The organism is Mesorhizobium sp. WSM4849 (assembly GCF_055811385.1).
The window spans coordinates 1-25,488 of record NZ_JBVVPW010000027.1 but is presented as its reverse complement, the minus strand read 5'-3'; the positions used below and the strand labels follow the sequence as shown (position 1 = coordinate 25,488).

Sequence of the window (25,488 nt, the reverse complement as noted above, 5' to 3'; positions counted from 1 at the left end):
AGCGAGGGGGAAGAAAATGCACAACCGATTTCGGCAGTGCCTGCGCAGATTGTCGCTGGCGGCATTGACGATGCTGGCGGCCCCGGTCCACGCGGCTGATCTCGTCATTGCAATGCCGAACTGGCCGTCGGGCCAGGCGACGGCAAACATTCTCAAGGTCAGCCTGAAGCAACATTTCGGGCTCGATGCCGATGTGCGCGAGATGGGGACGCTTATCGCCTTTGCCGGCCTCGATTCGGGCGAGGTGGATATTCATCCCGAAATCTGGCTGCCCAATCTCGACAATCTGGTGAAGAAGTATGTCGACGGTGCCGGCACGGTAGCCATCAGTCCCATCGGTGTGCCGGCATGGCAAGGCATATGCGCTACCCGCGAAACTGCCGACAAGTTCGGGATTCGTGACATTTCGGACCTCACCGACCGTCGCAAAACCGCCGCGTTGGACACTGATCGGGACGGAAGTGGAGAACTCTGGATTGGCGCTGAGGGTTGGTCCTCCACAGCGATCGAGCGTGTACGCGCCAACAGCTATGGCTATGCCAAGACAATGACATTGCTGGAGACGCCGGAGGATGTCGGAATGGCGGCTGTCGATGCCGCGGTTGCCACGGCTCATCCGATGGTGTTTGCCTGCTATGCGCCGCATCACGTGTTTAAACTGCACGACATTGTCCGGCTAACCGAGCCGCCTTTTGACCCGGCAAAGTGGAAGATCGTGCTGCCTTCCGAGGACCCGCTCTGGGTCTCGAAGTCCAGCGCGCCGGTGTCATGGGATACCGCACATTTCCACATCGCTTTCGCCACCTCATTGCGCAAAAAATATCCGAAGGTGGTCGAGTTCCTGGAACGGGTCGACCTCAAGCCCGACGACGTCACGAAGATGAGTTATGCGCTCCAGGTGGAGCGTCAGGATCCTTACGAATACGCCAAACAATGGGTTGCCGCGCAGGGCGCTCGGGTGCACGGGTGGGCAAATCCATGACCAGAAAGCTGATGATCGCGGGACGCGCCGCTCTCCAGCGGAAATCCCTTACGGCAGTTGTCGCGGTGGCGTTCGGTCTTGTCGCGGTGGCGGCGCTGGCTGCGGGAACACAGGTTTTCGATCCGAAAACCCGCAAATGGGTGGACTACGATCGTACCAAGGCGCGCAAATACTATGCCGCGCATAATGAAGTGCCAGAGGCGTTTCGCCCGCAGATGGTCAAGTTCCGCACCGCGGAAGTGCCCGGTACGATCATCATCGATGGCAACCAGCATTTTCTCTACCTTGTGCAGCCGGGTCAGCGGGCCATGCGCTACGGTATCGGGGTGGGCCGGGAAGGGTTTGGATGGGCCGGCATCGTGCGCGTCGGCCGCATGGCGGAATGGCCGACCTGGACACCGCCGGCCGAAATGATCGCTCGTGATCCGAATGCGGTCAAACATGCGGCAGGCATGCCGGGAGGGCCTGACAACCCGCTCGGCGCCAGGGCGCTCTATCTGTATGAGCGCGACCAGGACACGATCTACCGGATTCACGGCACGCCGGAGCCCTGGACGATCGGGCTCGACGTGTCATCAGGGTGTATCCGGATGAGGAACGACGACATCACCGATCTGGCATCCCGCGTCAAGGTTGGGGCCAAGGTCATCGTTCTCATGCAGGGGGCGGCACTTTACAAGGGTGTGTGAAGCCGGAGTGTGTGAAGCGGCATTTGGAGAGGGACCAGGCAATGTCGGCAAAACGTGCAGTGAGAACTTCGATCCGGGCAATAGCAATTGGATTCCTGGTGGGGCCCTTGAGCGCTTGCGTCAGCGCGCCGCCGCCGCCTGCTCAGGACCAGATGTCCAGGACCCAGGTCGAGACGGCCCCGGCGGACCTTCAGCTGCTTTGCGCCGACGCGGTCGCCAAGGCGAGCGGCGCCGACAGCACAAAGATACTTCCGGTTTCATCGAGCAAGCTCGATTCCAAAACCTATCAGGTCGAACTCGATGCCAGCGGCAAAAAGACAAGCTGCCTTGTCGATACGGACGGCAATGTCAAATCCGTTCAGCCCACCTGATCCGCTCTGGCCGAGGAATTTTGCGACGATCTGACGATTGCCGCGAACCTGGCGTCGGTTTCGAGTCACGCCTGCCGGATTCGGTGAACGGACGCTCAGCGGCATCATCGTGATTGGCACGTCCGGGCATTAGCTGTACCATTCCTACGCCGGTCGTCGACGTGGCGTGTTCCGGCGAGGGAGAAACGTCCATGTTACGATCAATTTCGCTTGCGGTTTTCCTGGCGGTCGTTCCTGCGACAGCCTTTGCAAATTCATGCCCGACCATCATGGCCGCGATCGACGCGGCGTTGCCGACCGCGACGCTGCCCGAGGCCGATATGACCAAAGTCAAAGAACTGCGCGCCCAAGGCGAGACATTGCACGCGGCCGGCGATCATGCAGGGTCAGAGGCTGCGCTCAACCAAGCCAAGACGATGCTCGGCATATAGCTGCAAAGAACGCGGCTTTCCTGGCCGATTGCGGGGCTTTTGTTCGGTTGTCGGTCGGTGAGGATCACGGCCTTGACCGCTTGAAGCAGGCCCGAGCTGGGTTGGATCAGCCCAGTCCGATGCGCCGGGCGCCTTGCCGGAACAGGGCCTCGGCGTCCGGCTCGAAGCGGAAGGTGCCGATGAAATCATCGGCACAGTAGTTCGGCAGCGTCTTGCGCAGCGCGGAGGAAAAATTTCGCGCTTCGTCAAGCCGCCCCGCCAGCGCAAGGCAGTGGGCTGCGATCGCCAGGATGATGGCATGGGCGTTGGGACGGGCGGCTGCCTTCAGCGCCCATTCGGCGGCCTCGTCGAACTGGCCGAGGCGGACATGCGCCATCGCCCTGGCGCCGAGCATGCCGAACAGCAGCGGATCGAACGGGCTGAGATGGCGCGAGTGATCGGATGAACCGATTGCGGCGTTCGGATCACCCGACTGGGAATGCACGAAAGAGAGCGCGTAGTGGCCGAGTGCGAAATTCGGGCTGAGGTCGACGGCCCGTTCCAGCTCGATGAGGGAGCCATCTTGCTCGCCGCGCAGCCACAGCGCCCGGCCCATGGCCCAGTGGGCGGCCGGATTGTGATCGTCGACCAAAAGACTTTGGCCGGCGGCCTCGAAGGCTAGCGCACTTTCCTGGTCGCGGTCCCCCCAGCGCTGAAAGGCGTTCTGCCAATGGGTGAAGGATAGGCCGGCATAGGCGCGGGCGAAGGTCGGATCGAGCTTCAAGGCTATCCCGAAGAAGTGCCTGGCCTGCTCGTTTTCCGTGCGGGTGAAGCGATACATGTGCCAGAGACCGCGATGGTAAGCCTCCCAGGCATTCAGCGAGTTGGGCGCTTTAAGCATGGCGCGGTTGCGCTCAACCATCTCGATCTCGGCTGAGATCGACGAGACGATGCTGTTGCCGATATCGTCAAGGACGGCAAAGATATCGTCGGGCTTGCGTTCGAACGTCTCGGCCCAGACGATCCTGGCCGTGCGGACCTCTACAAGTTCCACGCTGACCACGACGCGGCCTGCCTGGCTGCGCACAGTCCCGGTGGCGACATAGTCGACGTTGAGCCGCCGGCCGGCATCTTCCGGCGCGATGTTTTTCTCCGCCAGCGCAAAGACCGAGCCGCGCGCGATGACGAAGAAATCCCTGAGCTTGGCTAGGCGGGTGATGATGTCGTGGGTGAGGCCGTCGGCCAACCCGCCGCGAGGGCCGCAGCGAACGCCACCGATTCCGGCTTCCTCGACAAACGGCATTACCGCAAGCGAGGTCTTGCACGATGCAGCAACACCGGAATCGGGAAGCATAATTTCCGCTGACGGGGCCGCGGGCACGAGTGCCGGTCGCGCCCAGAGCGTCGCGGTCGGACGTTCGCTGCGAATCGTCCGCCATGCCTCACGAACGGGCCCGAAATCCAGATCCTCCGAAGCAAACAGGTTCGCCGCAGAAGCGAGATGTTCCTCACACGCGGCGATCTGGCCGCGCTGCGCCAGTCTTGTCAGAAGAGCCAGATGCGCACGCTCGTCGAAGGGAGCGAGTTCCAGCCATTTCTCCAGATGCGTGGACATTTCGTCGGCATCCGCCGGAAGCTTGTTGACGAGATGTTCCAGAATGGCGGCATGCCACGAGCTGAAGCGGCGGCGCTGCGCGATCAGCCAGCTGTTGAAATGCGGGCTGCGGTCGATCTCCAGCCCATCGAGGAAATCGCCGACGAACAGCCCGGACAGGGCCTGCAGCCGCTCAAGATCGAGCGTCTCGATGCCCTTGGCGGTGGCCGAGGCGATGTCAACGGCGTCAACGCAAACGCCTTCTAGATCAAGGGCGATCGTGTCGCCTGATGTTTCGATCCTATGGCGATCCGGTTCGTCGAGAATGCCCCTGAGCTTGCTAAGGCACCAGCGAAGCTCGCTCCGCGGGTCATTCGGCACATCCCACAGCAGCTCGCACAGGCGGCTGCGGCCGACGGCATGCGGCGCGAGCGCCAGATAGGCGAAGAGCGCGCGCAGCTTGCGCGATGCCGGCAGCTGCACTGTGGCGCCGTCGCGGATGACCGTCAGCGGTCCGAGCAGCCGCACGGACAGCCCGGCCGTTGCGCCGTCCAGGCTCGATCGAGCGGATTCCACGTGCGTTTCCACGCTTGCTCCCACGCTGGCCAGTTGTCCTCTGTTCTACCATCGAAAGCGATAGAGTGCATCCGGCAACGAATTTCCGCGCCGGCTGCTGGCATCGCCCTTTTCCGGGCCACATGCCGGCAAAGCAACCGTACTGCGGCAAGGTCTCGAAACCTCGCCGCCCAAGCCGCCGGTTTGTAACCGGCTCGTGACAACAACAACTCGTGACAACAACAAAAAGAGGAGAGCAGACATGTTGCAGCAACGGAAAATCAGAACCACGGCCGGGCGCGGCCGCCTGTTCGACAGCATTATCGACACGGTCGGCGATACGCCGGTGATCAGGGTCAACAATCTCGGCCCCGATCATGTGACGATCTATGTGAAGGCCGAGTTCTTCAATCCGGCGGCGTCGGTGAAGGACCGGCTGGCGCTCAACATCATCGAGGAGGGCGAGCGCAGCGGCGCCTTGAAGCCGGGCCAGACCGTCGTCGAGGCGACCAGCGGCAACACCGGCATCGGGCTGGCCATGGTCTGCGCGCAGAAGGGTTATCCGCTGGTGGTGACGATGGCCGACAGTTTCTCCATCGAGCGCCGCAAGCTGATGCGCATGCTGGGCGCCAAGGTGGTGCTGACGCCGCGCGCCCAGAAGGGTTTTGGCATGTACAACAAGGCGGTGGAACTCGCCGAGGCCAATGGCTGGTTCCTGGCTCGCCAGTTCGAGACCAAGGCCAATGCCGCCATTCACGAGGCGACGACGGCGCGCGAGATCATCAACGACTTCGCCGGATCGCGGCTCGACTGCTTCGTCACCGGCTATGGAACCGGCGGCACCGTCGTCGGTGTTGGGCGCGTGCTGCGCCGGGAGCGTCCGAAGATCCGGATCGTGCTGGCCGAGCCGGCCAATGCCCAGCTCATCGGCAGCGGCAAGGCGCAGGAGCGCGGCGCCGACGGCGCGCCCGCCGCCAGCCATCCGGCGTTCGAGCCGCACCCGATCCAGGGCTGGACCCCGGATTTCATTCCGGACGTGCTGCAGGAGGCGGTCGACGCCAGCCTCTATGACGAGGTCGTGCCTGTTCCCGGGCCCGAGGGCATCAAATGGGCCAAGGCGCTGGCGCAAAAGGAAGGGATTTTCACCGGCATCTCCGGCGGAGCGACCTTTGCCGTGGCACGCCAGATCGCGGAAAAAGCTGCACCCGGCTCGGTGATCCTGTGCATGCTTCCCGACACCGGCGAACGCTACATGACGACGCCGCTGTTCGACGGCATCGAAGCCGAGATGGACGCGGAGGAGACAGCCCTTTCGCGCTCGACGCCGGGCTGCCAGTTCCCGGCCGAGTAGCGGGAGAGGGAGAAACCACCATGGACGCGACGTCAAGATCCTCCGGCATGGCTTTCGAAGAAACGCTCGACATGCGCCGCCTGCAGCAGGGGGAGTGCGTCGTGCCAATCGCCACCGTGTCCAGCCGGATGCTCGCCGTCACCGAGGAAATGCGCACGGTCATGGATTTTGCGCGAAACGTCCTGGAGGGCGACGGACTGGGGCCCGATGCCTGCGATTTCATGTTCGGCAATCCGCAGGAAACGCCGTTGCGTGGATTTGTCGATGCATTGATCCGCCACGTCGAGCCACAGGATGTTCACTGGTTCGGTTATAAAAAGTACGATGCGCTGGCGCGCGAAACGGTGGCCCGTTCGCTCAGCCAGGCGCGAAGCCGGAACTACAAGCCAGACGACATTGCGATCACCGCGGGAGGGTTCGGAGCGATAGCGGCTGCGCTGCTCGCCGTGCTCGAGGTGGGAGAGGAGGTCATCTATCCGCGTCCCGGCTGGTTCGCCTATGGTGCCCAGATTCGCGGCGCGGCAGGGACACCCGTCGCCGTCGACCTAGCACCGGGAACCTATGACCTCGATCTCGAAAGGATTGAGGCAGCGATCACCCCGCGCACCCGCGTGGTGGTGGTCAACACGCCGCACAACCCGACCGGCCGCATCTTTCCCCGCGCTCAACTCGACGCGCTCGCCGACAAGCTCGCGGCCGCGTCCGAAAGATTTGGCAAGGTGATTTATCTCCTTGCCGACGAGCCCTATGCGCGACTGGTGTTTGACGGCCATGCGCATATCAGTCCGGCCGAGAGCTACCCGCACACGCTGATCGCCTATTCCTTCGGCAAGACCTTGCTCGCGCCCGGCGAGCGCCTGGGCTGGCTCGCACTCGGGGCGGACATGCCCGAGGCCGATCGCATACTGTTGCGCGAGGCTGTCGACATAGCGCAGGTTTCGCACGGTTGGGCTTTCGCCGGCCGTACCCTGCAGCGGGCACTGCCTGATCTCGAGAAGCTCAGCATAGATGTCGCAGCCCTCGCGCGGCGCCGCGATCGCATGGTCGAAGGCTTGAGGGCAGCGGGATACGACCTGCCGGTGCCTGAAGGTACCTTCTATCTCATTCCACGCTCCCCAATACCGGACGACATGGCCTTCGCGGCACGCCTCGCAACTGACGGTGTCTGGGTGCTGCCCGGCAGCGTCGCCCAATTGCCTGGACGTCTGCGGATCAGTTTGACTGCAAACGACGGCATGGTGGAGCGCTCTTTGCCCGTCTTTGCGCGAGCGATCCGGGAAGTCGCAGCCTAACTCCTGGCGAGCAGGAGCTCACACAAGGGCTTCTGGTCCATCGCTTGAGCGATGGCTGGCGGCCGTTGCAATCGACTGCTGAATGCCAAATTGCGTGTGGCGATCAACAATCACCGCACCCGGCGCGAGGATCCGGACCTGCTGGTGCGGGAATCAGTGCGCCTCGGACAGGAGATTTCAAAATCGGGCGCCGCTCGCTGATCCGTGTGGCGCGATGATCGTCAATGCTCCGAGATTGGGGGGAAAGCGGCTTCATTCCAGCTTGGGTTCCTCGCCCCCACGAGAGTGGGGGAGAGGTGGCTCGGCGAAGCCGAGACGGAGAGGGGGGAACCGCGCTCTACGAAAGCCCCCTCTCCGGCCGCGTCGCGGCCACCTCTCCCCCGCTTCGCGGGGGCGAGGAACCCAGGTCTTGAGAGGCTGGAGGGACGGCACCCGCTATCACGCCTCGAGCCAAACCTTGTCGAAATGCTGCTCCAGCGACTGGTGCTGCTCGCAGCCATGCACGCCCTTGCGGAACGTCCGGTAAACCGAGCGCCAATAGGGCTGGATGATGATGCCGGAGTCGCGCAGATTCTGCTCGATCTTGGCCATGATCTCGCGGCGCTCGCCGGCGTCGGGTGTGGCCAGCGCCTTGTCGAGCAAGGCGTCGAACTCCCGATTGGCATAAGCGGTCTCGTTCCAGGCAGCACCCGATCTGTAGGCCAGCGCCAGCACCTGGACGCCCAGCGGCCGGCCGAGCCACTCGGTGCAGGAGAAGGGATATTTGCTCCAGTCGTTCCAGAACGTCGCCGCCGGCAGCACGGTGCGTTTGACCTTCAGCCCGGCGTCGCGCATCTGCGCGGCGATGGCGTCGCCGGTGTTCTTCTGCCAGTCGACATCGACGGAGATGAGGTCGTATTCGTGGTCGGATTTGCCGGCCTCGGCAAGCAGCGCCTTGGCTTGATCGATATTGCGGACGGCCGGGCCAATGTCGGCGTATTCGGCATGCATCGGGCCGACATGGTGGTTCTCGGCCGGCTTGCCGCGGTCGTCCATGCCGATCTTCAGGATCGCGGCATTGTCGACGGCGAGCTGGGCGGCCCGCCGCACCCTGACGTCGTCATAGGGCGGATTGCCGACGTTGAAGCGGGCGACGATGGTCGAGCCGGTGGCAAGCTCCGAATTGCTCAGCTCCATGGCGTCGGTTTGCGAGACCGTATCGGCGGCGGTTTCGTGGTTGGTGTCGATCTCGCCCGATTCGAAGGCCGAAAACATCGCATTGGGATCGGAGCCGTAGTCGACCCATTGGATGCCGTCGAGCCAGAAATCGCCTTTCCACCACGGTCTGTCCTTGCGGCGGACCTCGGCGCCGACTTCGGCGTCCCATGCCACCAGTTCGCAAGGTCCTGTGGTGATCGCCAGCGCCTTCAACGGATCGCCGTCGCCATCGTAGCTGCGATGCATGATCAGCGCCGGATAGTCGGTCATGCCGGCAATCAGCGAAATGTCGGGCTTCGGTAGATTGAGCCGGACGGTAAAGTCGTCGACGCGCTCGATGCCGCCATCGATGGGTTTCTTGGTGGCGGCGTCGACCAGCGCCCCCATCCGCTCGGCGACCGAATTGCCGGCAACGCTCGCATCGCACCAGCGCGTCAGGTTGTGGACGACATCGTCGGCGTTGAAGGTGTCGCCGTTCGACCAGGTGATACCCTTGCGGACGTGCAGTGTGAGCACGCGGGCGTCGTCGCTGGTCTCCCAGCTCTCGAGCAGCCACGGCTCGAAGGTGAAATCGCGGTTCCAGCGCACCAGATATTCGTTGCACTGACGGGCGACATTGGACATTTCGACGCCGTCGAAGGTGCGCGGGTCCTTCCAGCCCTTGACGTTCATGGCGACGCGTAAGATGCCGCCGCGCATCGGCTCCTGCGCCCTGGCCGGGGCGGGCGCAAGGCCGCCAAGCGCCAGCGCGCCGGCGGCGCTGACACCAAGTGCTGCCATGGTGGCGAGATATTCGCGCCGGTTCATGCCGCCCTTCTTGAAGCCGTCGGCGACGGGCTCGGCCTGCGGATGCAACGCTCTGTCGGTCAACATGAACTTCATCGTCGATCCTCCCTGTCGGCGCCCGGTCGACCGCGTCGCGGGGGCGGATGCGGCCGCCGGGCGCCTTTGTCCATGGGCAATGATAGTGTGGGATTTAGCGGGAAAGTGTTCGGGTTTCCGCAGTTGTTGTGCGCTGTTCCGCAGAGGTGAAGAGTGGGGTGCTTGTAAGGCCCCCTCATCCGGCCCTTCGGGCCGGCCGGATGAGGGGGCCTTCGCGGGTTCCCTACAACCAGTCGCCCTTGCCGAGCGTGGCGATGGCGGCGACGATGCGGGTGAACGCTTCGTCGGCCCGCGGCACGGTTTTGCGGGCGCGCAGGAAACTGTGCACGAGGCGCTGCTCCTCGTACCACCAGGCGCGGCCGCCGGCGGCAAGGATGCGGTCGCGATAGGCCTCGCCGTCCGATGACAGCGGATCGCATTGCGCTGTGACGATGACCGTCGGCGGCAGGCCGGAGAAGTCGCTGTCGTGCAGCGGCAGGAAGGTCGGGTCGTCCGGCGACTGTGCCTTGCCGGAGCGGACCTGGCGATAGAATTCGATGTCGCTGAGGGTGAGCAGCGGCGCCTCGGCGTGCTCAACATAGGAGCCGGCGCTCTCGTCACCGCCCAGCTCGGGGTAGACCAGCACCTGGCCAATTGCGGGGCGAGGATGGCGGCGCGCCGCGTGCGCGACCGCGGCGGCAAGATTGCCGCCGGCGCTCTCGCCGCACAGCACAACCGGCAGCCCGCTTGTCGCCGCCCATTCGAACACCGCCAGCGCATCGTCGAAGGCGGCCGGATGCAGATGTTCGGGCGCCAGCCGGTAGTCGGCGGATAAGACCGCAAAGCCGGTGCCGGCGCAGATCTCGGCGCAGATGTCGTCATGGCTGTCGAGGCCGCCAAGCACAAAGCCGCCGCCGTGATAATAGACGACCAGCGCCTGCGGCGCCTTGCCCGCCAGCTGGTAGCGCCTGATCGGGATCGCGTGGCCGCCGGCAACAACCGTGCCGTCGCTGGCTTCAACGCCTGCGGGAGTGCCCGCGTGAAACGCCCGGCACATCGCGTTGTAGACCGACCGCTGCTTGTCGACCGGCAGGTCGATTTCGGGCGGATACCATGCGTTGACCCGGTCGATATAGGCCCACAGCGCCGGATCGAGCAGCGTCGCGTATTTTTCCCGTTTTGCTTTTTCGGTTTTTTCGGCGCCGCTGACCATCGCCATCCGGTCCCACCTGGAAGCATCAGAGCTCGTCGTAGAGCCGGGCCGCATTTTCATAGGTGAAGCGCAAAGGCACGGAACCTTGGACCTGCCATGCATCGACCGTCTCGCCTGCCATCAGCCGGCAGGCGCCGTCGGTGGTGGTCACGGCGCCGCCATAGAGCCGGTTGGCAAGGTTGAGGATTGCGGTCTGGTGCATTGCCGTGCTGCCGCTGCCGCAGGCATCCTTGACCAGCAGCACCCGAAAGCCTGATGACACCGCATCCCTAACGGTGGCGTCGATGCAGGCCTCGGTCCACACGCCGGCAACGACCAGCCACTCGATCCCTTCGGCCTTGAGCCGCCCCGCGGCGGGGCCTGCACCGAAGGCGCTGGCCTCGGTCTTGACCAGCATCATCTCGCCGGCGACCGGCGCCACTTCCGGACAGATCGCCGTCAGCGGATCGTCCTTGTCGGAGAAGGCCGACCTGCCATTCGCATCGACCGGATGGAACCGCCGCGCCTCCCTGGTGAGATCGACGATATAGGCCGAATGGTAGAGCAGCACATCGTTGACCCGCGCCGCCGCCTGCAGGCGCTGGACGTTGGCCAGAATGTCGGCAAAACCCTCGACCAGATAACGCTTGTCCTGCCGATGCTCCTCCTGGAGGTCGACGAACACCGCGGCCACCGTGCCGCGTTTGATCGAGACCGGGCTCTTCATTCGGATACCTGAACTTCGTCATTCCAGGGCGAATCAGCCGCGAAGCGGCGTCGCGAAGACCCTGGAATCCATGCCGTTACCTCTAGTGAAGAATGCAGCGGAACAGAGTTCTGCACCATCTCGAAGCCTAGATGTAACGGCATGGATCCTAGGGTCTGCGCCGCGTCGCTGCGCTCCTTGCTCCGCCCTAGGATGACGAAAGCATGAGCGCTGCGGTTAGTCCCGAAGATTTGCGATACCGCACCGCGACCAGTGGTGGATGCTGGGATCAAACCTGTTTCTCCAGAAAATCGTCCTCATAGGGAAAGCGCGACAGAAGTTCGGTGCCGGTCTCGGTGACCAGGATCTCGTCCTCGAGCTTGACACCCTCGCGTCCGCCTTTCTCGCCAATATAGCTTTCGACGCTCACCACCATGCCGGGTACGACAAAACCGTCGCGGCCATAGGTCTCGTAGTCCATGGCGTGCGCGATGAACGGCGTCTCGCCATGCATGCCGACGCCGTGCATGACAGACGTATAGCGCTGGTCGACGAAGCGATCCGGGATATTCCAGGCCTTTTCGGCAATCTCGCGAAACGCCATGCCCGGCCTGACGATCGAGATGTTGTGCTGAACCTGATCGTGGGCCATGCGGTAGAGCGACTTCTGATAATCCGTCGGCTTGCCCGGCCCGCAGCGGAACGTGCGCGAGAAGTCCGAATAATAGCCGTAGCAGCCGATCGTATCGGTATCCAGCGCCAAAAGTTCGCCCGGCCTGATCTTGCGGCCGCTGGCCTCGTTGAACCATGGGTTGGTGCGCTGGCCCGAGGTCAGCAGGCGGGTTTCGATGAACTCGCCGCCTTGCCGGATCACCTCGTGATACATGATGGCGAACAGATCGTTTTCGGAAACGCCGGGCTTGATTGACTCGCGCACCGCATAGACGGCGGCCTCGGCGCCGGCCATCGACACCTGCAGGCATTTTATTTCCTCCGGCGTCTTCACTGCCCGCACGGCCAAGATTTCACCTTGGCAATCCCGGACCTCGCAGCCGCGCTTTTCCAGCGCCAGCGCCTGCAGATGGCCGCAGCGGTCGAGGCCGAGCTTCATCGAGCCGCCGCCATGCGCCTTGAGCAGTTCGGCGATCTCGTCGGCGAAGGGACCCGCGGTTTCGTCGTCGCGGCCCGAAACGGAAGACCAGACCAGCTTGGACGGACGCGCCTCGTCGATCGTGTCGAGCACCATCGAGACATGGTAGCTCTGCGGATACTCGAACAGCACGATCGGCCCTTCGGTGGGGATGAAGAAATAGCGTGTCGAGTTGCGCAGAAAATAGCCGAACATGTTGCGCGAGCCGGTGGCATAGCGCTGGTTGTAGGGATCGAATAGCACGACGGCGCCATAACCGGCCTCGCGCATCCAGGCGCGCAGCTTGGCTAGCCGCCCCTTGCGCAGCGCGTCCGCATCGATGAAGGACGGCTCGGTGTCTGACAGCCACATGCCGCCTGCCGGATCGGACGCCGCCGGGTGGCGCATGCGGTCTTTGAAATCCACGTCCTCGGTGCTGTCGGGGTCAAAAACGACGATGCTCATGGGCGCCCTCCTGGAAGCATGTCGCCCAAAAGCCTGCCCTGGGCTCGACCCGCGGATGCGCAGCGGTTTGGGATCACGACATGCATAAACAAGCCCTGAACATAGCCGCGCGTCGGGAAAGGCTTGTGCGGGATGCCGCAAATGTCGTGCAGAATACCGCAGCTGCATGGGATCTCATCTAACCTGGCGGCAAGCAGGCGGCATCATGGCGAGCGCAGGAACAGATTGCTCGGAAGTCGGGGGAGGAGTATTCTTTGTTTGCCGGCGCCATGCCGCGAAAACCTCCGAACGAAAACTGACTGACTTCAAACATCGCGTCGGGCGCGGCACCTGAATTGTACAGGCAGCCTCGGCGTGAATTCCGGTTGTTTGGTGCAATTCGATGGATCGGGAACAGCAGCATGTTCGCCGCTGCAAATAGTGGGTGGGGATAATCAATGATTTGAACAGAAAACTGTCACTTCAGGGAGGAAATCATGCAGGATACAGCCACCGAAGCCTTTGCCGGGACCATGCGCGGTCCAGTCATAGGCCGAAAAGACCCCGACTATAATGAGGTGCGGAGCCTCTACAACGGCATGATCGACAAATATCCACAGTTGATCGCGCGGTGCGTGGACGCCGCCGACGTTGCCACGGCGGTAAAATTCGCGCGCGAGAACGATCTCCGTGTCGCCATCCGCGGCGGGGGTCACAACGGACCCGGTCTCGGCAGCGTCGACGACGGCCTGATGATCGACATGTCGATGATGAAGGGCGTGCGTGTCGATCCGGCTGAGCGCACCGTTCGCGTTGGCCCGGGTTGCACCCAGGGCGATGTCGACCACGCGACACATGTCTACGGGCTGGCGGTGCCCGCCGGCATCGTTTCCACCACCGGGATAGCCGGCCTTACATTGGGCGGCGGCACGGGCTACCTGACCCGCAAACATGGCCTGACCATCGACAATTTGCTCGAAGCCGATGTCGTGCTCGCCGACGGCAGCATCATCACCGCCAATGCGACCGAGAACGCTGACCTTTACTGGGCCCTGCGCGGCGGCGGCGGCAATTTCGGCATTGTGACGAGCTTCCTGTTCCAGGCTCATCCCGTGAGCATGGTTTATGCCGGTCCGATCTTCTGGGATCTCGAAGATGCCGCGCCCGTCATGCGCGCCTACCGGGATTTCCTGCCCGATGCGCCGGAGGAACTCGGGAGTTTCGTCGGACTGAAAACCGTTCCGCCGGTGGACCCTTTCCCAGCGGAACACCAGGGCAAACGCGCCTGCGCCATCATCTCCTGCTACAATGGACCCGCGGAAAAGGGCGAGGCGCTCATGGGCGAGTTGCTTGGCCGGCTGCCGGCGCCGCTCTTCAACTGGATGGGCGCCATGCCATTCCCGGCATTGCAGTCGATGTTCGATCCATTTTTCCCAAAGGGCCTGCAATGGTATTGGCGCGGTGACTTCGTCAAGGAACTGACGGACGAGGCGATCGACGTCCATATCGCGCAGGCGAGGAAGCTGCCGAGCGCGCTCTCGCTCATGCACCTCTATCCGATCGACGGTGCGGTGCGGCGTGCGGGCAGGAACGACACAGCCTGGAACACCCGTGACGCGACATGGTCGATGGTCATTGCCGGCATCGATGCCAACCCGCAAAAGGCAGGTGAGATCACGCGCTGGACCAAGGGCTATTGGGAAGCCATCCACCCCTATTCGGACAGGGGCGGATATGTGAACTTCATGATGGATGACGAGGACAAAAGCCGGCTTAAGGCCACCTATGGCGATAATTACGACCGCCTTGTTTCCCTGAAAGGCAAATACGACCCGACCAATTTCTTCCGGGTCAACCAGAACATCAGGCCGAGCTGACACCTGAAGCGCGTCGCGTTTGAACGGATTTGATGCGACGCGCTTTAAGTTCTTGTTTTTATGCATGTCTCTATCGCAAAACCGCGGCGCACTTTTGCGGACACGCATTAGCGTCGCGGGAGGTCGCAGGCATGGCGTGGCACGGGCGGAAGGTCAACGTCCTCCCGTGTCGGGCGCTGGCCGCAACTAATGCCTGCGCGCCACCTTCGGCGCGTGGCCATGCTCCTCCCTGAACGCCCGCGCAAAGCTCGACATCGAAGCAAAACCGCAGGCGAGCGCCACGTCGCGCACCATCAGCGTCGAATGCGCCAGGAGATCGGCGGCGCGCTTCAGCCGCAGGCGGCGGTAATAGCCGTTGGGCGAGATGCTGAGCTCGGAGCGGAAGTTTCGTTCGAGCTTGTCGGAGGAGACGCCGAGCTTTTCCGCCAGATCCGCCATGCCGAGCCGCTCCTCGACCGCATCCTCCATGATGGCGATGGCCGACAGCACCAGCTCGTTCTGGACGCCGGTGCGTAACCGCAGCGGCATCAGCTTGCGGTCGACACTGGAGCGCAGCGGGCTGTGCACGAACCACTCGGCGACGCCGGCCGCGAGTTCGGCGCCAAAATCGTTGGTGATGATCTCCAGCATCATGTCGAGGCTGCCGACGCCGCCGGCCGAAGTGAAGCGCTTGCGGTCGATGACATAGAGATCGCGCCTCAGCTCGATATCGGGAAATGCTTCGGTGAAGGCGGCCTGGCTGGTCCAGTGCAAGGTGCAGGCATGGCCGTCGAGCAGGCCGGCCCGCGCCAGGAAGAAGGCGGCGTCCGCCACCGCGCCGATATGGGCGCCGCCGCGCAGGCTCCTGCGTATCCAGCTCACGGCATCGTCGGCGACAAGATGATCGGCATCACCGCCCGAACAGACGACGATGCAGTCGACCTTCGGCGCATCGCCGGCAAAAAAGCCGGGCTGGATAACGACGCCGTTCGAGGCCTCGACCGGTCCCTTGGCGGCGCCGACGATGATCCAGCGGTAGCAGTCCCGCTTCGCCAGCACGTTGGCCGCGCGCAGCGGCTCAATGACCGAACTGAACGCCATCATCGGAAAGCCGGAGAAGACCAGCACCGCGAAGGTGAGGGGGCCTTCGGTTGCCGGTGGTTGGTGGCGCTCGCGAATGGTCATGCTTCAATCGTGCCTGTCGGCAATTGCAGGAAAGACCACAATTCCGCCGGATGCCACTCAGGTCAACGGGCGGTGGTGGGTCAGTTTGAAATTGTCACCGCGCCTAGGCGTTGTCGCCTATCGGGCCGAACTCCTAAATGCTTGCCGAAGCATTGGAGATAGTGGCGGGCGCTCTGCGCGTCCCATACAAACAGCAGGTTTAGGTAGCTACAATTAGCTTCTTGACCTGTTCACGGTCTTCCGGCGACCATTGCTTCGGGTCTTCCCCATGAGCGATCGCGCCGTGAAGTTCGACATGCTTCATCACTTCCGCCTCGGTCTCTGCCGTGAACGTCGCTGGACAGGCCTCGTTTCCCGGATAGTTCCTGCAACGATACGAGTAAGCCATGACTTTCCCTCCCAGGTTGCCCGATAGCAAAGCGAGGGTACGTCGCCTTTGTCAATTCACAGTTGGATGCGCCGGTCAGCCGGGAAATTTCAAACTGACGCCCCTATCCAACAGGGCACGGACCCCCTCAACCCGCCAGCGCCTGATCCAAATCCGCAATCAGATCGTCGCCATCCTCGATTCCGGCCGACAACCGCACCAGCGAATCGGAAATCCCAATCTCAGCCGCTTTTCGCCGGGATCGAGCCGTGTGTCATCAGCGCCGGGTGCTCGATCAGGCTTTCGACGCCGCCGAGGCTTTCGGCCAGGGTGAACAGTTGCGTATGTTCGAGGCCTCGACCGGCCCCTCGGCGGCGCCGACGATGATCCAGCGATAGCAGTCCCGCTTGGCCAGGACGTTGGCCGCACGCAGCGGCTCGATGACCGAACTGAACGCCATCATCGGAAAACCGGGGAAGACCAGCACCGCGAAGGTCAGCGGGGCGTCTGTAGGCTTTGGTGGGTCGCGCGGGTTCATGGGGCAGCGGTGCTCGTCGACAATTGCACGAAGCACAATTCTGCCGGACGCGCGTCAGGTCAACTGGTAGTCGGTGCTGATCCGCAAGGCTCGTTGCAAAAGCAAGGCGTCGATGCGCGGATATCGAGCCCACGAGCGGTAATGCGCTACATCCCCGAGATATCAGGCTTTCCCTGGACGACGAAAGCTTCGAGCATCGCCCAGCAATTGTCGCGCAGGTAGGTTTCGGTCCCGGCGAGCCTGTCGCGCCATTTCGGCAGAAGCCCATCATGCATCTGGGAGACCAGGATCTGCTCATAATCCTGATGGAGGTCCCAGGCCGTTCTTCCGGCGAGCCTCGGCGGATGCTGCGTTAGGAAGGCGGGGAAAGATAGGCTCGCATAGGCCAGTTCCGCCGCGTTGACGAGGTCCTTTACCAGTTCGGCCTGCGTCTCGACATCCTGGCGGTTGCCGGGACGGTCGATGTGGCCGGCGACAAGCGTTTCGAAATCGTAGGCAAGAACTTTGCGATGCGCCTCGACAAAGCCCGGAATGTCGATGGCAATGCCGAGATTCTTATAGGGCATCCAGCCGGGATAGACGACGTCGATGAACATGAGGGTCTTTTGGCGAGGCGCGAAGATAAAGATGTTGTCGATCGAATGGTTGATGCCCCCATACGCCAGTTCGAGGCGCTGGTTTCCCTGTTCGAGCGTGTAGGCCGTGTCGAAGGTTACGGTTGGGGCCGGACGTCGCGGGTCTTTCCGCGAAGCGAGCAGTTCGGCCGTCCGGGCGTTGGCGACGATCGTGACGTCCTTTGCGAACAGATGCGCACCGGCAATATGGTCGACATGTTCGTGACTGTAGACCAGATGCGTCACCGGCTTGTCTGTGACTTCAGCAATGGCCTTGAAGTAATTCTCCCCAAGCGTGGGTGGCGCATCGCAGGCAACCACCCCGGCCGACGAGACCATGAACATTGTGCTGTACGCACCGTCCGTAACCCAATAGAGCCCGTCGCCAATCTGCTGGACGAGGTAGCCCTTGCCAGGATCGACCAGAGGGCCCGTGCCGGACGCCGCGATGGTGCCGCCGGCCGCGAGCGCCGGATGAAGTCCACATCCGCAAAACCCGGCCTGCGCGACCGTGGCTGCGGCCACACATTGCAGGAAGTGGCGGCGGCCTCGATCGGTGCCGCCTTTGCTCGGTGCGCCGCGACCCGGCAAGTCCTCAGCTTCGGCTATTTCGGACATGCGGCTCCGCTCGTCATCCAGCTTTCGGCATCCTTCGTGAATTCCTCATAGGGGACGGGCGGGGTCGTTCGTGCCTTCCCGGTCCGGTCGACGCCTGGCGACCAGGCCCATCTGACGAGGGCCGATCTGAGATGATCGATGACCTGGCCGCCATTGCGGTTTCCGTTGTGTTGTGGATCCTTCAGGTGTTCGCAAAGCTCATGTTGGGAAAGGCCGTCCCAACCCATGGTGAGGGGCGCGAGCCGCCACTCGTCGTTGGCGCCGGGAACGCCGCTGGCTGCGTTGTTCGATCGTCCGTGACAGGTGGAACAGGGCAGGCCGGCCGCACCGTCATCCGCGGGTCCACGCTTTACATGGAACATGTGTCGATGCCGGTCGTCGCCCTGGCGCGGAAAGTCCGTCAGGGTGTGGCAATTCTGACAGCGAGGGCTGGCCATGACGCGGGCAATCGTGTCGAAGGCGTCGGCCGACGACGTGCTGTCGCCCTTCGTTTGCGACCACAGCGGCGGCACGAAGGCCAAGGCTGCCATCACGCCGAGCGTCACGCCGGCGAGTGCTCGCGACTGAAGCGGACGGCCAATCATCACGCACCGCGCACGGCGCGATGCACCGCGGCGCGGATGCGGGCATAGGTGCCGCAGCGGCACAGATTGGTGATTGCCGCATCGATGTCGTCATCGGTTGGATGCGGCCTATCTTTAAGCAGCGCGGCGGCGGCCATGATCATGCCGGATTGACAATAGCCGCATTGTGGAACCTGTTCCGCAATCCAGGCCTGCTGCAAGGGATGCGCGCGATCGTCCGATAGCCCCTCAATCGTTGTAACCTGCTTGTCTTCCGCGTCAGCGAGCGAAAAGGAACAGGAGCGTACTGGCTGGCCATCGACGTGCACTGTACAGGCGCCGCAGGCAGCGATGCCGCAGCCGAATTTGGTGCCGGTCAGCCCGAGGTGGTCGCGCAAGGCCCATAGCAGCGGCATGTCCGGATCGGCGTCGACCGTGACCGCACTCCCATTGACTGAAAATCTCGTCATTGTATGGCTCCCGTCAGACCAACTGATAGCCGCTGCGCGAAATCGGCAGGGTCCGGATGCGCTCGCCAGTCGCGGCGAACACGGCATTGCCGAAAGCGGCCTGCGTCGGCACCGGACCAATCTCGCCGACGCCGGTCGGCTTGCCGCCGCTCTCGACGAATTGTGTCGTGATGACAGGGGTTTCCGACAGGTGCAGCGGATCGAATTGGTCGAAGTTCGTCTGCTCGATCTCACCGTCCGCGAAGGTGACTTCCGTGCGCAGTCCGGAAAGGCCCCAGACCACGCCGCCTTCGATGTTGGACGTGGCAATGCCCGGGTCGAGCGTCTGGCCGACATCGACGGCGCTCCAGACATGGTGACACTTGATGTCCCTGTCCTTGACGGAGATTTCGACGACTTGCGCGATATAGCCGCCGAACGCATTGGCGAGCGCCAGGCCGCGGAACCGTCCGGCCGGCAGAGCATTCGACCAGCCGCACAATGTGCCGACAGCTTTCAGCACCGCGACCGCACGAGGGTCGGAAGCGGCAAGCTTCAGCCGATAGGAAAGCGGGTCGTCCTTGGCGCGGTGCGCCAATTCGTCGACAACACTTTCCAGGACAAAGTTGTTCGGCCCGTGGCCGGTTGTGCGCCAAACGGAAACGGCAATCGGCGTGTCGACGCGATGCTGCTCGACGGCGTAGTTTTGAATGGCATAAGGCGTCTTTGTCAGACCTTCGACCGCCATGCTGTCATAGGCTGCCGGCGGCATGATCGGCCGCGCCCAGTCGCCCTCTGCCTTGATGGCGCCGCGCGGGAAAATGTAGAGCATGTGGGAAGGCGAGACGACACGATGCGTCATGGCCACCGGCAGGCCGTCATTGCCGAGAGACGCCTTCACCGCATGAAGCATTGGCGGGCGGTAGGCGTCGTAGCGAAAATCTTCTTCCCGGCTCCAGATGACCTTGACAGGGCGGCCAGCGGCCTTTGCAACGATGATAGCGATCTTGGCGAAATCCGCGAGCAGCCGCCGGCCGAAGCCGCCACCGAGCAACGTCCTATGGATAATGATCTGGTCGTCCGCGAGGCCCGTCACCTGCCTGGCGACGGCATGGGTGATCTCGACGCCCTGTGTCGGAATCCATAACTCGCACCGGTCCTGCGTCACATGGGCCGTGCAGTTCATCGGCTCCATTGTCGCATGCGCCTGGGCGGGAATTTCGAATGTGACCTCCAGCACGTCGTTCGCAGCCGCAAGAGCGGCAGAGGTATCACCCGCTTTGACCATTGTGTCGAACGGGGCGGATTTCAGCAGCGCGACATATTCGGCCTTCTGGCCATCGGTTGAATATCCGGCGAGCGGACCAGGCGTGAATGAAAGATTGGCCCGATCGAGAGCCTGCTTCGCCGTCCAGTAGTCATTGGCAACGACGGTGAGGCCGGATGGAATTTCGACGACGGCAAGCACGCCACGTTCGGCCTTGATCGCCGCTGCATCGAATGCCGCGAGCGATCCTCCTTGCGAAGGGGCCCGGCGGATGGCGGCCACCACCATGCCAGGCACTTTCACATCGATGCCGAAGATGGCTGATCCATCGACCTTCGGGGGTATGTCGACGCGCGGCTGCGGTTTGCCGATCAGGTCCGAGCTGCTTGCCGGCTTGATCTGGGGATCTTTCGGGACCTCAAGCCTCGCCGCGTCCGCAGCAACCGAGCCAAAGGTCAGCATCCGGCCTGTCGGATCATGGTGGATGCGGCCCTTGTCGACGCGAAGACTGGCGGCCGCAACATCCAGACGCGCCGCGGCTGCCTCGACGAGCATCTCGCGCGCGGCAGCGCCGACGGTCCGCATGATCGGGAAGAAGGTCGAGATCGATTCACTGTTGCCGGTGAACATCCACTGATATTGCGGATGCCGGTATGCGGGATCGAAATCGGACCATTCCAGCCTTACCCGCGACCAGTCGGCGCCGAGCTCGTCCGCGAGCGCCAGGGGAAGGGTGGTTTGGATGCCCTGTCCCATTTCCGACTGGGACAGCACTATCGTCACTTGATCGTCCGGATCGATGCGCAGCCAGGCATTCACGAATTTGTCCGGGGATGCGGCCTGCGCTTTCACGGTCAAGTTCGCCGATAAGACTAACGCGCCGGCCATGCCCAGGAACTGCCTTCGATCCAGTGATCCGGGCTTTGTGGCAACTGGGGTGCGCATCATGTTCAGCAATTCCCTTCCAAGCTCCACAGGCCATGGCAGTACCGGCGTCTAGCCATCGATCATAGGATTTGCCATTATTTGATCAACTGAAATCTCTAGATATGCGATATGAATGAAGTTGATATCGCTGAAACAGGTGATCGCGTGGCGAAGAGGAGATGCAGTTGATGCGCAAAGCCAATACCGATCGGCTGAAGCTGCGCCGGCTGGACTTCACCATGCTAGCAATCTTCCGCGATCTCGTACGGCTGCAGAAAACCACGCTTGTCGCGGCAGCGCTGGGCGTAAGTCAGTCCGCCGTCAGCCATGCGCTCGCGCGGCTGCGGGAGCTGTTCGACGATCCCCTGTTCATCAGGCGTCCGAACGGGCTGGAGCCGACGCCTCGCGCCTCACAGCTTCTTCCGCAGATTGAAATCATTCTTCGGCTTGCCCACGCGGCGCTCGACGTTCCCACGCATTTCGAACCTGAAACATCATCGCGCACCTTCAGGCTCGCGGGCAACGACCTGGTCGGCGCCGTGATTGCCCCTCCGCTGATAGGGATGCTGCGCGCCGAAGCACCTGGATGCCGGGTCGCGTTTCAATTCGCTGTCGGAGCCGAAAGCCTGAACGCCCTGCGCACGAACGAAATGGAGATGGCGATTGGGCGCTTCTGGGATTTGCCGGATGAATTCCAGGCGATGCCGGTCTTCGATGAGGACTTTGTCGTCGTGGTCAGGAAAGACCATCCCGTTGCGCACGGTCCGATATCGCTCGACCACTACCTGGCACTCGATCACGTGCTTGTCTCATTCAGAGGCGGCTTTCATGGCATGGTCGATCAGGCTTTGAAAAAGCGCCGGCTCCGGCGGCGGGTCGTCGCGAGCGTTCCAATGTTCATGACCGCCATGGGCGTTGTCGCGAATAGCGATCTCTCGTCAACGGTTCCGGCCAGACTCGCCGCCAAATACGCCAATCAATTCGGGCTTGCGGTGCTTGAACCGCCGCTCGCCGTCGATCCCTTCACGTTCACCCTCGTGCGGCATGTAAGATCGGCATCAGATATTGGCCTGGATTGGTTGTCGGAAAAGATAATCGAGTGCGCCGGCTTGCCGCGGACCGGCAGCACAATCAGGCAAGGCAAAGCGAATGGCGCTGACAGTGATAAACCCGATCAATGACAGGCGCCGGCGAAGTTCAGTTGCTTGACATGCGGCGCAGGTCAACGGACTAACCGCATGAACGCCCCTCAGCTCGCCAGCGCCTGATCCAGATCCGCAATCAGATCGTCACCATCCTCGATCCCGGCCGACAACCGCACCAGCGAATCGGAAATCCCGATCTCGGCCCGCTTTCCCGCCGGGATCGAGCCGTGCGTCATCAGCGCCGGGTGCTCGATCAGGCTTTCGACGCCGCCGAGGCTTTCGGCCAGCGTGAACAGTTGCGTGTGTTCGAGGAAGCGTTTTGTGCCGGCGAGGTCGCGGTCGAGCTCGACCGTGATCATGCCGCCGAAGGCGTGCATCTGCCGCCTGGCGATGGCGTGCTGCGGGTGGCTGGGGAGACCGGGATAGATGACGCGGCGGATGTCGGGACGGCTTTCCAGCCAGTGCGCGATCTTCTGGCCGTTCGACGAATGGCGCTCCATCCTGAGCGCCAGCGTCTTGAGGCCGCGCAGCGCGAGAAAGCTGTCGAACGGCCCGGAAATGGCGCCAATCGCGTTCTGCAGGAATTTCAGCCGGTCGGCCAGATCCTTGTTGTCGCCGACCACGGCGACGCCGCCGACCATGTCGGAATGGCCGTTGAGGTATTTCGTCGTCGAATGGACTGATATGTCGATGCCGACCTCCAGCGGCCGCTGCAGATAGGGGCTGCAGAAGGTGTTGTCGGCAACCGAGATTACGCCCTTGCGCTTGGCCAGCGCGGCGACCGCCTCGAGGTCGACGACACGCAGCAGCGGGTTCGTCGGCGTCTCGACCCAGAGCATTTTGGTTTCCGGGCGGATCGCCGCCTCGACCGCGGCCAGATCGGTGAAGTCGACGAAGTCGATCTGGAGGTTGGCCGAGCGCTTGCGCACCCGCTCGAGCAGCCGGAAGGTGCCGCCATAGATGTCGTCGGTGGCGACGACATGGGCGCCGGAATCGAGCAGTTCGAAAATGGTGGCGATCGCCGCCAGCCCCGAGGCGAAGGCGAAGGCGGCTGCGCCGCTTTCGAGGTCGGCCACGGCGCGCTCGAAGGCAAAGCGGGTCGGGTTCTGGCTGCGGGCATATTCAAAACCCTTGTGCACGCCCGGGCTCTGCTGGCCATAGGTCGAGGTCGCATAGATCGGCACCATCACCGCACCCGTCGTCGGGTCGTGGCTCTGGCCGCCATGGATCGTGCGCGTCGAGAAGGCCAGGCGATTCCTGCCCGATACGGTGGCTTTGATGGTCATCGGGCGCGCCTCAGATGGTTGATCAGGTCGATGCGGGTTATCAGGCCAATGAATTCGTCGCCATCGAAGACGATGGCGACTTCGTTGCGGTCGAACACCGGCAGCAGCGCGTCCAGCGTCTGGCTGGCCTGCAGCGTGTGCAAATTGGAGGTCATCGCCGTGCGGACCGGGGCCTTAAAACGGTCCCAGCGGCTGTCATAGGGGCCTTCGACGTGGGCGAGGATATCGCTTTCGTCGACGATGCCGACCAGCTTGCCGTCGTCCAGCACCGGCAGTTGCGAGACATCCGAACGGCGCATGCGGCCATAGGCGTTGAGCAGGCTTTCGTCCGGGCCGACAGACACGATGTCGCCGGTGCGTAGCGTGCGCATCACCAGATCGCGCAGATCGCCATGCTGCTCCTGCTCGGCCAACCCTTGCTCGGCCAGCCAGAAGTCGTCGAATACTTTCGACAGGTACTTGTTGCCGCTGTCGCAGACGAAGGTGACGACCCGTTTCGGCACGGTCTGCTCGCGGCAATAGCGAAGCGCGGTCGAAAGCAGCGTGCCGGACGACGAGCCGGCGAGGATGCCTTCCCGCGAAAGCAGGTCGCGCACGGCCAGCATGCTCTGCTTGTCGGTGATGGAGTAGGCCTTCTTGACCAGAGACAGATCGGCATTGGGCGGGACGAAATCCTCGCCGATACCTTCCACGGTCCAGCTTCCGGCCTCTATCATCTTGCCGGTCTTGATCAAGGGCGCCAGCACCGAGCCGACCGGATCGGCGAGAATCATCTCGGTCTTCGGCGAGACCTTTGCGAAATAGCGGCCAAGCCCGGTCAGCGTGCCGCCGGAGCCGACGCCGACGACCACGGCATCGACGTCGCCATCGAGCTGTTGAAAGATTTCCGGACCGGTCGTGGTTTCATGGGCGAGCGGATTGGCCGGGTTGGCGAACTGGTTGGCATAGAAGGCGCCGGGCAGCTCGGCGGCGATCTTTTCGGCCATGTCCTGGTAGTATTCCGCATGGCCCTTGCCGACGTCGGAACGGGTCATGCGCACTTCTGCGCCGAGCGCGCGCAGATGCTGGATCTTTTCGCGCGACATCTTGTCGGGCACGACGAGAATGATGCGGTAGCCCTTGGGGATGCCGACCTGGGCGAGGCCAAGACCGGTGTTGCCGGCGGTCGCCTCGACGATGGTGCCGCCGCGCTTCAGCTTGCCCTGCTTTTCGGCGGCGGCAATCATCGACAGCGCGATGCGGTCCTTGATCGAGCCGCCGGGGTTCTGGCTTTCGAGCTTGATGAACAGCCGGCACTTGCCGATGTCGAATTTGGTCAGCTCGACGACCGGCGTCTGCCCGATCAGCTCAAGAACTGATGCATAGGGCGGACGCAGGCGGGACATTGCCCTGTCTGAGGATGGGGCCTCGTCCGAATGGGCACTGCCCGAGGGGGAACTGTCGGGTGCGGCGATCTTATGCTTGCTCATATCAGATGCTCCATGGTCAAGCGACCGCCTTGGGCAGGCTGTCAGCCTATCTTCTTTTCCAGCCGTTTGCAGTCTGAAAGAAGATAGATCGTGCCAATCCATTGGCCAGACGGGGAATGGGATTCCGGCTTTCGCTGCCGGTGGTCCCAACCCAAATGCCTTCTGCCTGCAACGATCCTTCCCACCCCCCCTCTGGCCTGCCGGCCATCTCCCCCGCAAGGGGGGGAGATTGAGCGCTCGGCTGCTTTCGCCAATCATCACCGTCGCAAGAGTGCGCGTGGCATCGGAACTGCCGATCTCCCCCCTTGCGGCCCTTGCGGGGGAGATGGCCGGCAGGCCAGAGGGGGGTGCTGACCCATAGGCGCTAACTTAGGGCATGAGCGTTATCCTTGCTGCGGCGGATTGGCTTTTTCGTCGCCTCGGTGGATCGC

Annotated in this window: 21 protein-coding genes and 2 pseudogenes; 8 read left to right on the top strand and 15 right to left on the bottom strand. The window is 63.0% G+C overall.

Annotation, left to right across the window (positions count from 1 at the left end):
• Positions 1–16: 16 nt before the first annotated feature.
• The 4 genes from AC0L3L_RS26155 to AC0L3L_RS26140 all read left to right on the top strand — a co-directional run bounded on the left by AC0L3L_RS26155 (position 17) and on the right by AC0L3L_RS26140 (position 2,473).
• The gene (locus AC0L3L_RS26155; RefSeq protein WP_473639811.1) at positions 17–982 is read left to right on the top strand and encodes an ABC transporter substrate-binding protein; all 966 of its coding nucleotides are present in this window, start codon (positions 17–19) and stop codon (positions 980–982) included.
• Positions 979–1,671: a L,D-transpeptidase gene (locus tag AC0L3L_RS26150; protein ID WP_473639809.1), complete on the top strand. Its 693-nt coding sequence runs from the start codon at positions 979–981 to the stop codon at positions 1,669–1,671. The genes AC0L3L_RS26155 and AC0L3L_RS26150 overlap by 4 nt, the downstream gene beginning before the upstream one ends.
• A 152-nt stretch (positions 1,672–1,823) precedes the next feature.
• Entirely contained in the window at positions 1,824–2,042 is a 219-nt protein-coding gene (locus AC0L3L_RS26145) for a hypothetical protein (protein WP_473639807.1), read from the top strand.
• A gap of 191 nt (positions 2,043–2,233) precedes the next feature.
• Positions 2,234–2,473 (top strand): hypothetical protein, encoded by a 240-nt coding sequence (locus tag AC0L3L_RS26140; RefSeq protein ID WP_473639805.1) that lies wholly within the window; start codon positions 2,234–2,236, stop codon positions 2,471–2,473.
• A 106-nt stretch (positions 2,474–2,579) separates the two neighbouring features.
• On the opposite strand, the gene AC0L3L_RS26135 is transcribed toward AC0L3L_RS26140, so the two are convergent.
• Positions 2,580–4,622, bottom strand: a complete 2,043-nt coding sequence (locus AC0L3L_RS26135) for a transcriptional regulator (RefSeq protein ID WP_473639803.1) — start codon at positions 4,620–4,622, stop codon at positions 2,580–2,582.
• 241 nt (positions 4,623–4,863) lie between these two features.
• On the opposite strand from AC0L3L_RS26135, the gene AC0L3L_RS26130 reads away from it, so the two are divergent.
• Together AC0L3L_RS26130 and AC0L3L_RS26125 are read left to right on the top strand one after the other, a co-directional pair.
• Positions 4,864–5,952 (top strand): PLP-dependent cysteine synthase family protein, encoded by a 1,089-nt coding sequence (locus AC0L3L_RS26130; RefSeq protein ID WP_473639801.1) that lies wholly within the window; start codon positions 4,864–4,866, stop codon positions 5,950–5,952.
• A gap of 20 nt (positions 5,953–5,972) precedes the next feature.
• The gene (locus AC0L3L_RS26125) at positions 5,973–7,244 is read left to right on the top strand and encodes an aminotransferase class I/II-fold pyridoxal phosphate-dependent enzyme (RefSeq protein WP_123148687.1); all 1,272 of its coding nucleotides are present in this window, start codon (positions 5,973–5,975) and stop codon (positions 7,242–7,244) included.
• A 438-nt stretch (positions 7,245–7,682) separates the two neighbouring features.
• Here the strand turns inward: AC0L3L_RS26125 and AC0L3L_RS26120 are convergent, their stop codons facing one another.
• The 4 genes from AC0L3L_RS26120 to AC0L3L_RS26105 form a co-directional block, all read right to left on the bottom strand.
• Positions 7,683–9,323 (bottom strand): ABC transporter substrate-binding protein, encoded by a 1,641-nt coding sequence (locus tag AC0L3L_RS26120; RefSeq protein ID WP_473639798.1) that lies wholly within the window; start codon positions 9,321–9,323, stop codon positions 7,683–7,685.
• Between the two features lie 223 nt (positions 9,324–9,546).
• The gene (locus AC0L3L_RS26115; RefSeq protein ID WP_473639796.1) at positions 9,547–10,521 is read right to left on the bottom strand and encodes an alpha/beta hydrolase; all 975 of its coding nucleotides are present in this window, start codon (positions 10,519–10,521) and stop codon (positions 9,547–9,549) included.
• 19 nt (positions 10,522–10,540) lie between these two features.
• The gene (locus AC0L3L_RS26110) at positions 10,541–11,221 is read right to left on the bottom strand and encodes an isochorismatase family protein (RefSeq protein ID WP_473485780.1); all 681 of its coding nucleotides are present in this window, start codon (positions 11,219–11,221) and stop codon (positions 10,541–10,543) included.
• 268 nt (positions 11,222–11,489) lie between these two features.
• The gene (locus AC0L3L_RS26105; RefSeq protein WP_473639794.1) at positions 11,490–12,794 is read right to left on the bottom strand and encodes a M24 family metallopeptidase; all 1,305 of its coding nucleotides are present in this window, start codon (positions 12,792–12,794) and stop codon (positions 11,490–11,492) included.
• A 476-nt stretch (positions 12,795–13,270) separates the two neighbouring features.
• Here AC0L3L_RS26105 and AC0L3L_RS26100 point away from each other — a divergent pair, with 476 nt between their 5' ends.
• Complete coding sequence (locus tag AC0L3L_RS26100; protein ID WP_473485782.1) at positions 13,271–14,650, top strand: FAD-binding oxidoreductase; 1,380 nt, start codon at positions 13,271–13,273, stop codon at positions 14,648–14,650.
• Positions 14,651–14,836: 186 nt separating this feature from the next.
• On the opposite strand, the gene AC0L3L_RS26095 is transcribed toward AC0L3L_RS26100, so the two are convergent.
• The 8 genes and pseudogenes from AC0L3L_RS26095 to AC0L3L_RS26060 all read right to left on the bottom strand — a co-directional run bounded on the left by AC0L3L_RS26095 (position 14,837) and on the right by AC0L3L_RS26060 (position 21,118).
• Positions 14,837–15,814 (bottom strand): GlxA family transcriptional regulator, encoded by a 978-nt coding sequence (locus tag AC0L3L_RS26095; RefSeq protein ID WP_473485783.1) that lies wholly within the window; start codon positions 15,812–15,814, stop codon positions 14,837–14,839.
• A 199-nt stretch (positions 15,815–16,013) separates the two neighbouring features.
• The gene (locus AC0L3L_RS26090) at positions 16,014–16,202 is read right to left on the bottom strand and encodes a DUF1059 domain-containing protein (RefSeq protein WP_127211681.1); all 189 of its coding nucleotides are present in this window, start codon (positions 16,200–16,202) and stop codon (positions 16,014–16,016) included.
• A gap of 127 nt (positions 16,203–16,329) precedes the next feature.
• Positions 16,330–16,543 (bottom strand): annotated as a pseudogene (locus AC0L3L_RS26085) (PLP-dependent transferase); the annotation flags it as partial.
• Positions 16,528–16,719, bottom strand: a pseudogene (locus AC0L3L_RS26080) (GlxA family transcriptional regulator); the annotation flags it as partial. The pseudogenes AC0L3L_RS26080 and AC0L3L_RS26085, both read right to left, overlap by 16 nt.
• Before the next feature lie 146 nt (positions 16,720–16,865).
• Positions 16,866–17,951, bottom strand: a complete 1,086-nt coding sequence (locus tag AC0L3L_RS26075; protein WP_473639792.1) for an MBL fold metallo-hydrolase — start codon at positions 17,949–17,951, stop codon at positions 16,866–16,868.
• Entirely contained in the window at positions 17,939–18,535 is a 597-nt protein-coding gene (locus tag AC0L3L_RS26070) for a hypothetical protein (RefSeq protein ID WP_473525972.1), read from the bottom strand. Before AC0L3L_RS26070 ends, AC0L3L_RS26075 begins: the two co-directional genes overlap by 13 nt.
• The gene (locus tag AC0L3L_RS26065) at positions 18,535–18,984 is read right to left on the bottom strand and encodes a (2Fe-2S)-binding protein (protein ID WP_473485786.1); all 450 of its coding nucleotides are present in this window, start codon (positions 18,982–18,984) and stop codon (positions 18,535–18,537) included. The genes AC0L3L_RS26070 and AC0L3L_RS26065 overlap by 1 nt, the downstream gene beginning before the upstream one ends.
• 13 nt (positions 18,985–18,997) lie before the next feature.
• Positions 18,998–21,118, bottom strand: a complete 2,121-nt coding sequence (locus AC0L3L_RS26060) for a xanthine dehydrogenase family protein molybdopterin-binding subunit (protein ID WP_473639790.1) — start codon at positions 21,116–21,118, stop codon at positions 18,998–19,000.
• Between the two features lie 227 nt (positions 21,119–21,345).
• Here AC0L3L_RS26060 and AC0L3L_RS26055 point away from each other — a divergent pair, with 227 nt between their 5' ends.
• Positions 21,346–22,338, top strand: coding sequence for a LysR family transcriptional regulator (locus AC0L3L_RS26055; protein ID WP_473639788.1), 993 nt, complete (start codon positions 21,346–21,348; stop codon positions 22,336–22,338).
• A gap of 68 nt (positions 22,339–22,406) precedes the next feature.
• Here AC0L3L_RS26055 and AC0L3L_RS26050 read toward each other — a convergent pair whose 3' ends face one another.
• Positions 22,407–23,588, bottom strand: a complete 1,182-nt coding sequence (locus AC0L3L_RS26050) for a cystathionine gamma-synthase (RefSeq protein WP_473485788.1) — start codon at positions 23,586–23,588, stop codon at positions 22,407–22,409.
• Positions 23,585–25,057, bottom strand: a complete 1,473-nt coding sequence (locus AC0L3L_RS26045) for a pyridoxal-phosphate dependent enzyme (protein ID WP_473639786.1) — start codon at positions 25,055–25,057, stop codon at positions 23,585–23,587. The genes AC0L3L_RS26050 and AC0L3L_RS26045 overlap by 4 nt, the downstream gene beginning before the upstream one ends.
• Between the last annotated feature and the right edge of the window lie 431 nt (positions 25,058–25,488).

What these genes read in the sequence shown, in the direction of transcription:
- AC0L3L_RS26145 (WP_473639807.1), top strand. Translation starts at nt 1,824, where the DNA reads ATGTCCAGGACCCAGGTCGAGACGGCCCCGGCGGACCTTCAGCTGCTT.
- AC0L3L_RS26050 (WP_473485788.1), bottom strand. Translation starts at nt 23,588, where the DNA reads ATGACCATCAAAGCCACCGTATCGGGCAGGAATCGCCTGGCCTTCTCG.
- AC0L3L_RS26090 (WP_127211681.1), bottom strand. Translation starts at nt 16,202, where the DNA reads ATGGCTTACTCGTATCGTTGCAGGAACTATCCGGGAAACGAGGCCTGT.
- AC0L3L_RS26110 (WP_473485780.1), bottom strand. Translation starts at nt 11,221, where the DNA reads ATGAAGAGCCCGGTCTCGATCAAACGCGGCACGGTGGCCGCGGTGTTC.
- AC0L3L_RS26045 (WP_473639786.1), bottom strand. Translation starts at nt 25,057, where the DNA reads ATGAGCAAGCATAAGATCGCCGCACCCGACAGTTCCCCCTCGGGCAGT.
- AC0L3L_RS26065 (WP_473485786.1), bottom strand. Translation starts at nt 18,984, where the DNA reads ATGACGAGATTTTCAGTCAATGGGAGTGCGGTCACGGTCGACGCCGAT.
- AC0L3L_RS26070 (WP_473525972.1), bottom strand. Translation starts at nt 18,535, where the DNA reads ATGATTGGCCGTCCGCTTCAGTCGCGAGCACTCGCCGGCGTGACGCTC.
- AC0L3L_RS26150 (WP_473639809.1), top strand. Translation starts at nt 979, where the DNA reads ATGACCAGAAAGCTGATGATCGCGGGACGCGCCGCTCTCCAGCGGAAA.
- AC0L3L_RS26130 (WP_473639801.1), top strand. Translation starts at nt 4,864, where the DNA reads ATGTTGCAGCAACGGAAAATCAGAACCACGGCCGGGCGCGGCCGCCTG.
- AC0L3L_RS26055 (WP_473639788.1), top strand. Translation starts at nt 21,346, where the DNA reads ATGCGCAAAGCCAATACCGATCGGCTGAAGCTGCGCCGGCTGGACTTC.
- AC0L3L_RS26075 (WP_473639792.1), bottom strand. Translation starts at nt 17,951, where the DNA reads ATGTCCGAAATAGCCGAAGCTGAGGACTTGCCGGGTCGCGGCGCACCG.
- AC0L3L_RS26060 (WP_473639790.1), bottom strand. Translation starts at nt 21,118, where the DNA reads ATGGCCGGCGCGTTAGTCTTATCGGCGAACTTGACCGTGAAAGCGCAG.
- AC0L3L_RS26125 (WP_123148687.1), top strand. Translation starts at nt 5,973, where the DNA reads ATGGACGCGACGTCAAGATCCTCCGGCATGGCTTTCGAAGAAACGCTC.
- AC0L3L_RS26100 (WP_473485782.1), top strand. Translation starts at nt 13,271, where the DNA reads ATGCAGGATACAGCCACCGAAGCCTTTGCCGGGACCATGCGCGGTCCA.
- AC0L3L_RS26095 (WP_473485783.1), bottom strand. Translation starts at nt 15,814, where the DNA reads ATGACCATTCGCGAGCGCCACCAACCACCGGCAACCGAAGGCCCCCTC.
- AC0L3L_RS26120 (WP_473639798.1), bottom strand. Translation starts at nt 9,323, where the DNA reads ATGAAGTTCATGTTGACCGACAGAGCGTTGCATCCGCAGGCCGAGCCC.
- AC0L3L_RS26115 (WP_473639796.1), bottom strand. Translation starts at nt 10,521, where the DNA reads ATGGCGATGGTCAGCGGCGCCGAAAAAACCGAAAAAGCAAAACGGGAA.
- AC0L3L_RS26155 (WP_473639811.1), top strand. Translation starts at nt 17, where the DNA reads ATGCACAACCGATTTCGGCAGTGCCTGCGCAGATTGTCGCTGGCGGCA.
- AC0L3L_RS26140 (WP_473639805.1), top strand. Translation starts at nt 2,234, where the DNA reads ATGTTACGATCAATTTCGCTTGCGGTTTTCCTGGCGGTCGTTCCTGCG.
- AC0L3L_RS26105 (WP_473639794.1), bottom strand. Translation starts at nt 12,794, where the DNA reads ATGAGCATCGTCGTTTTTGACCCCGACAGCACCGAGGACGTGGATTTC.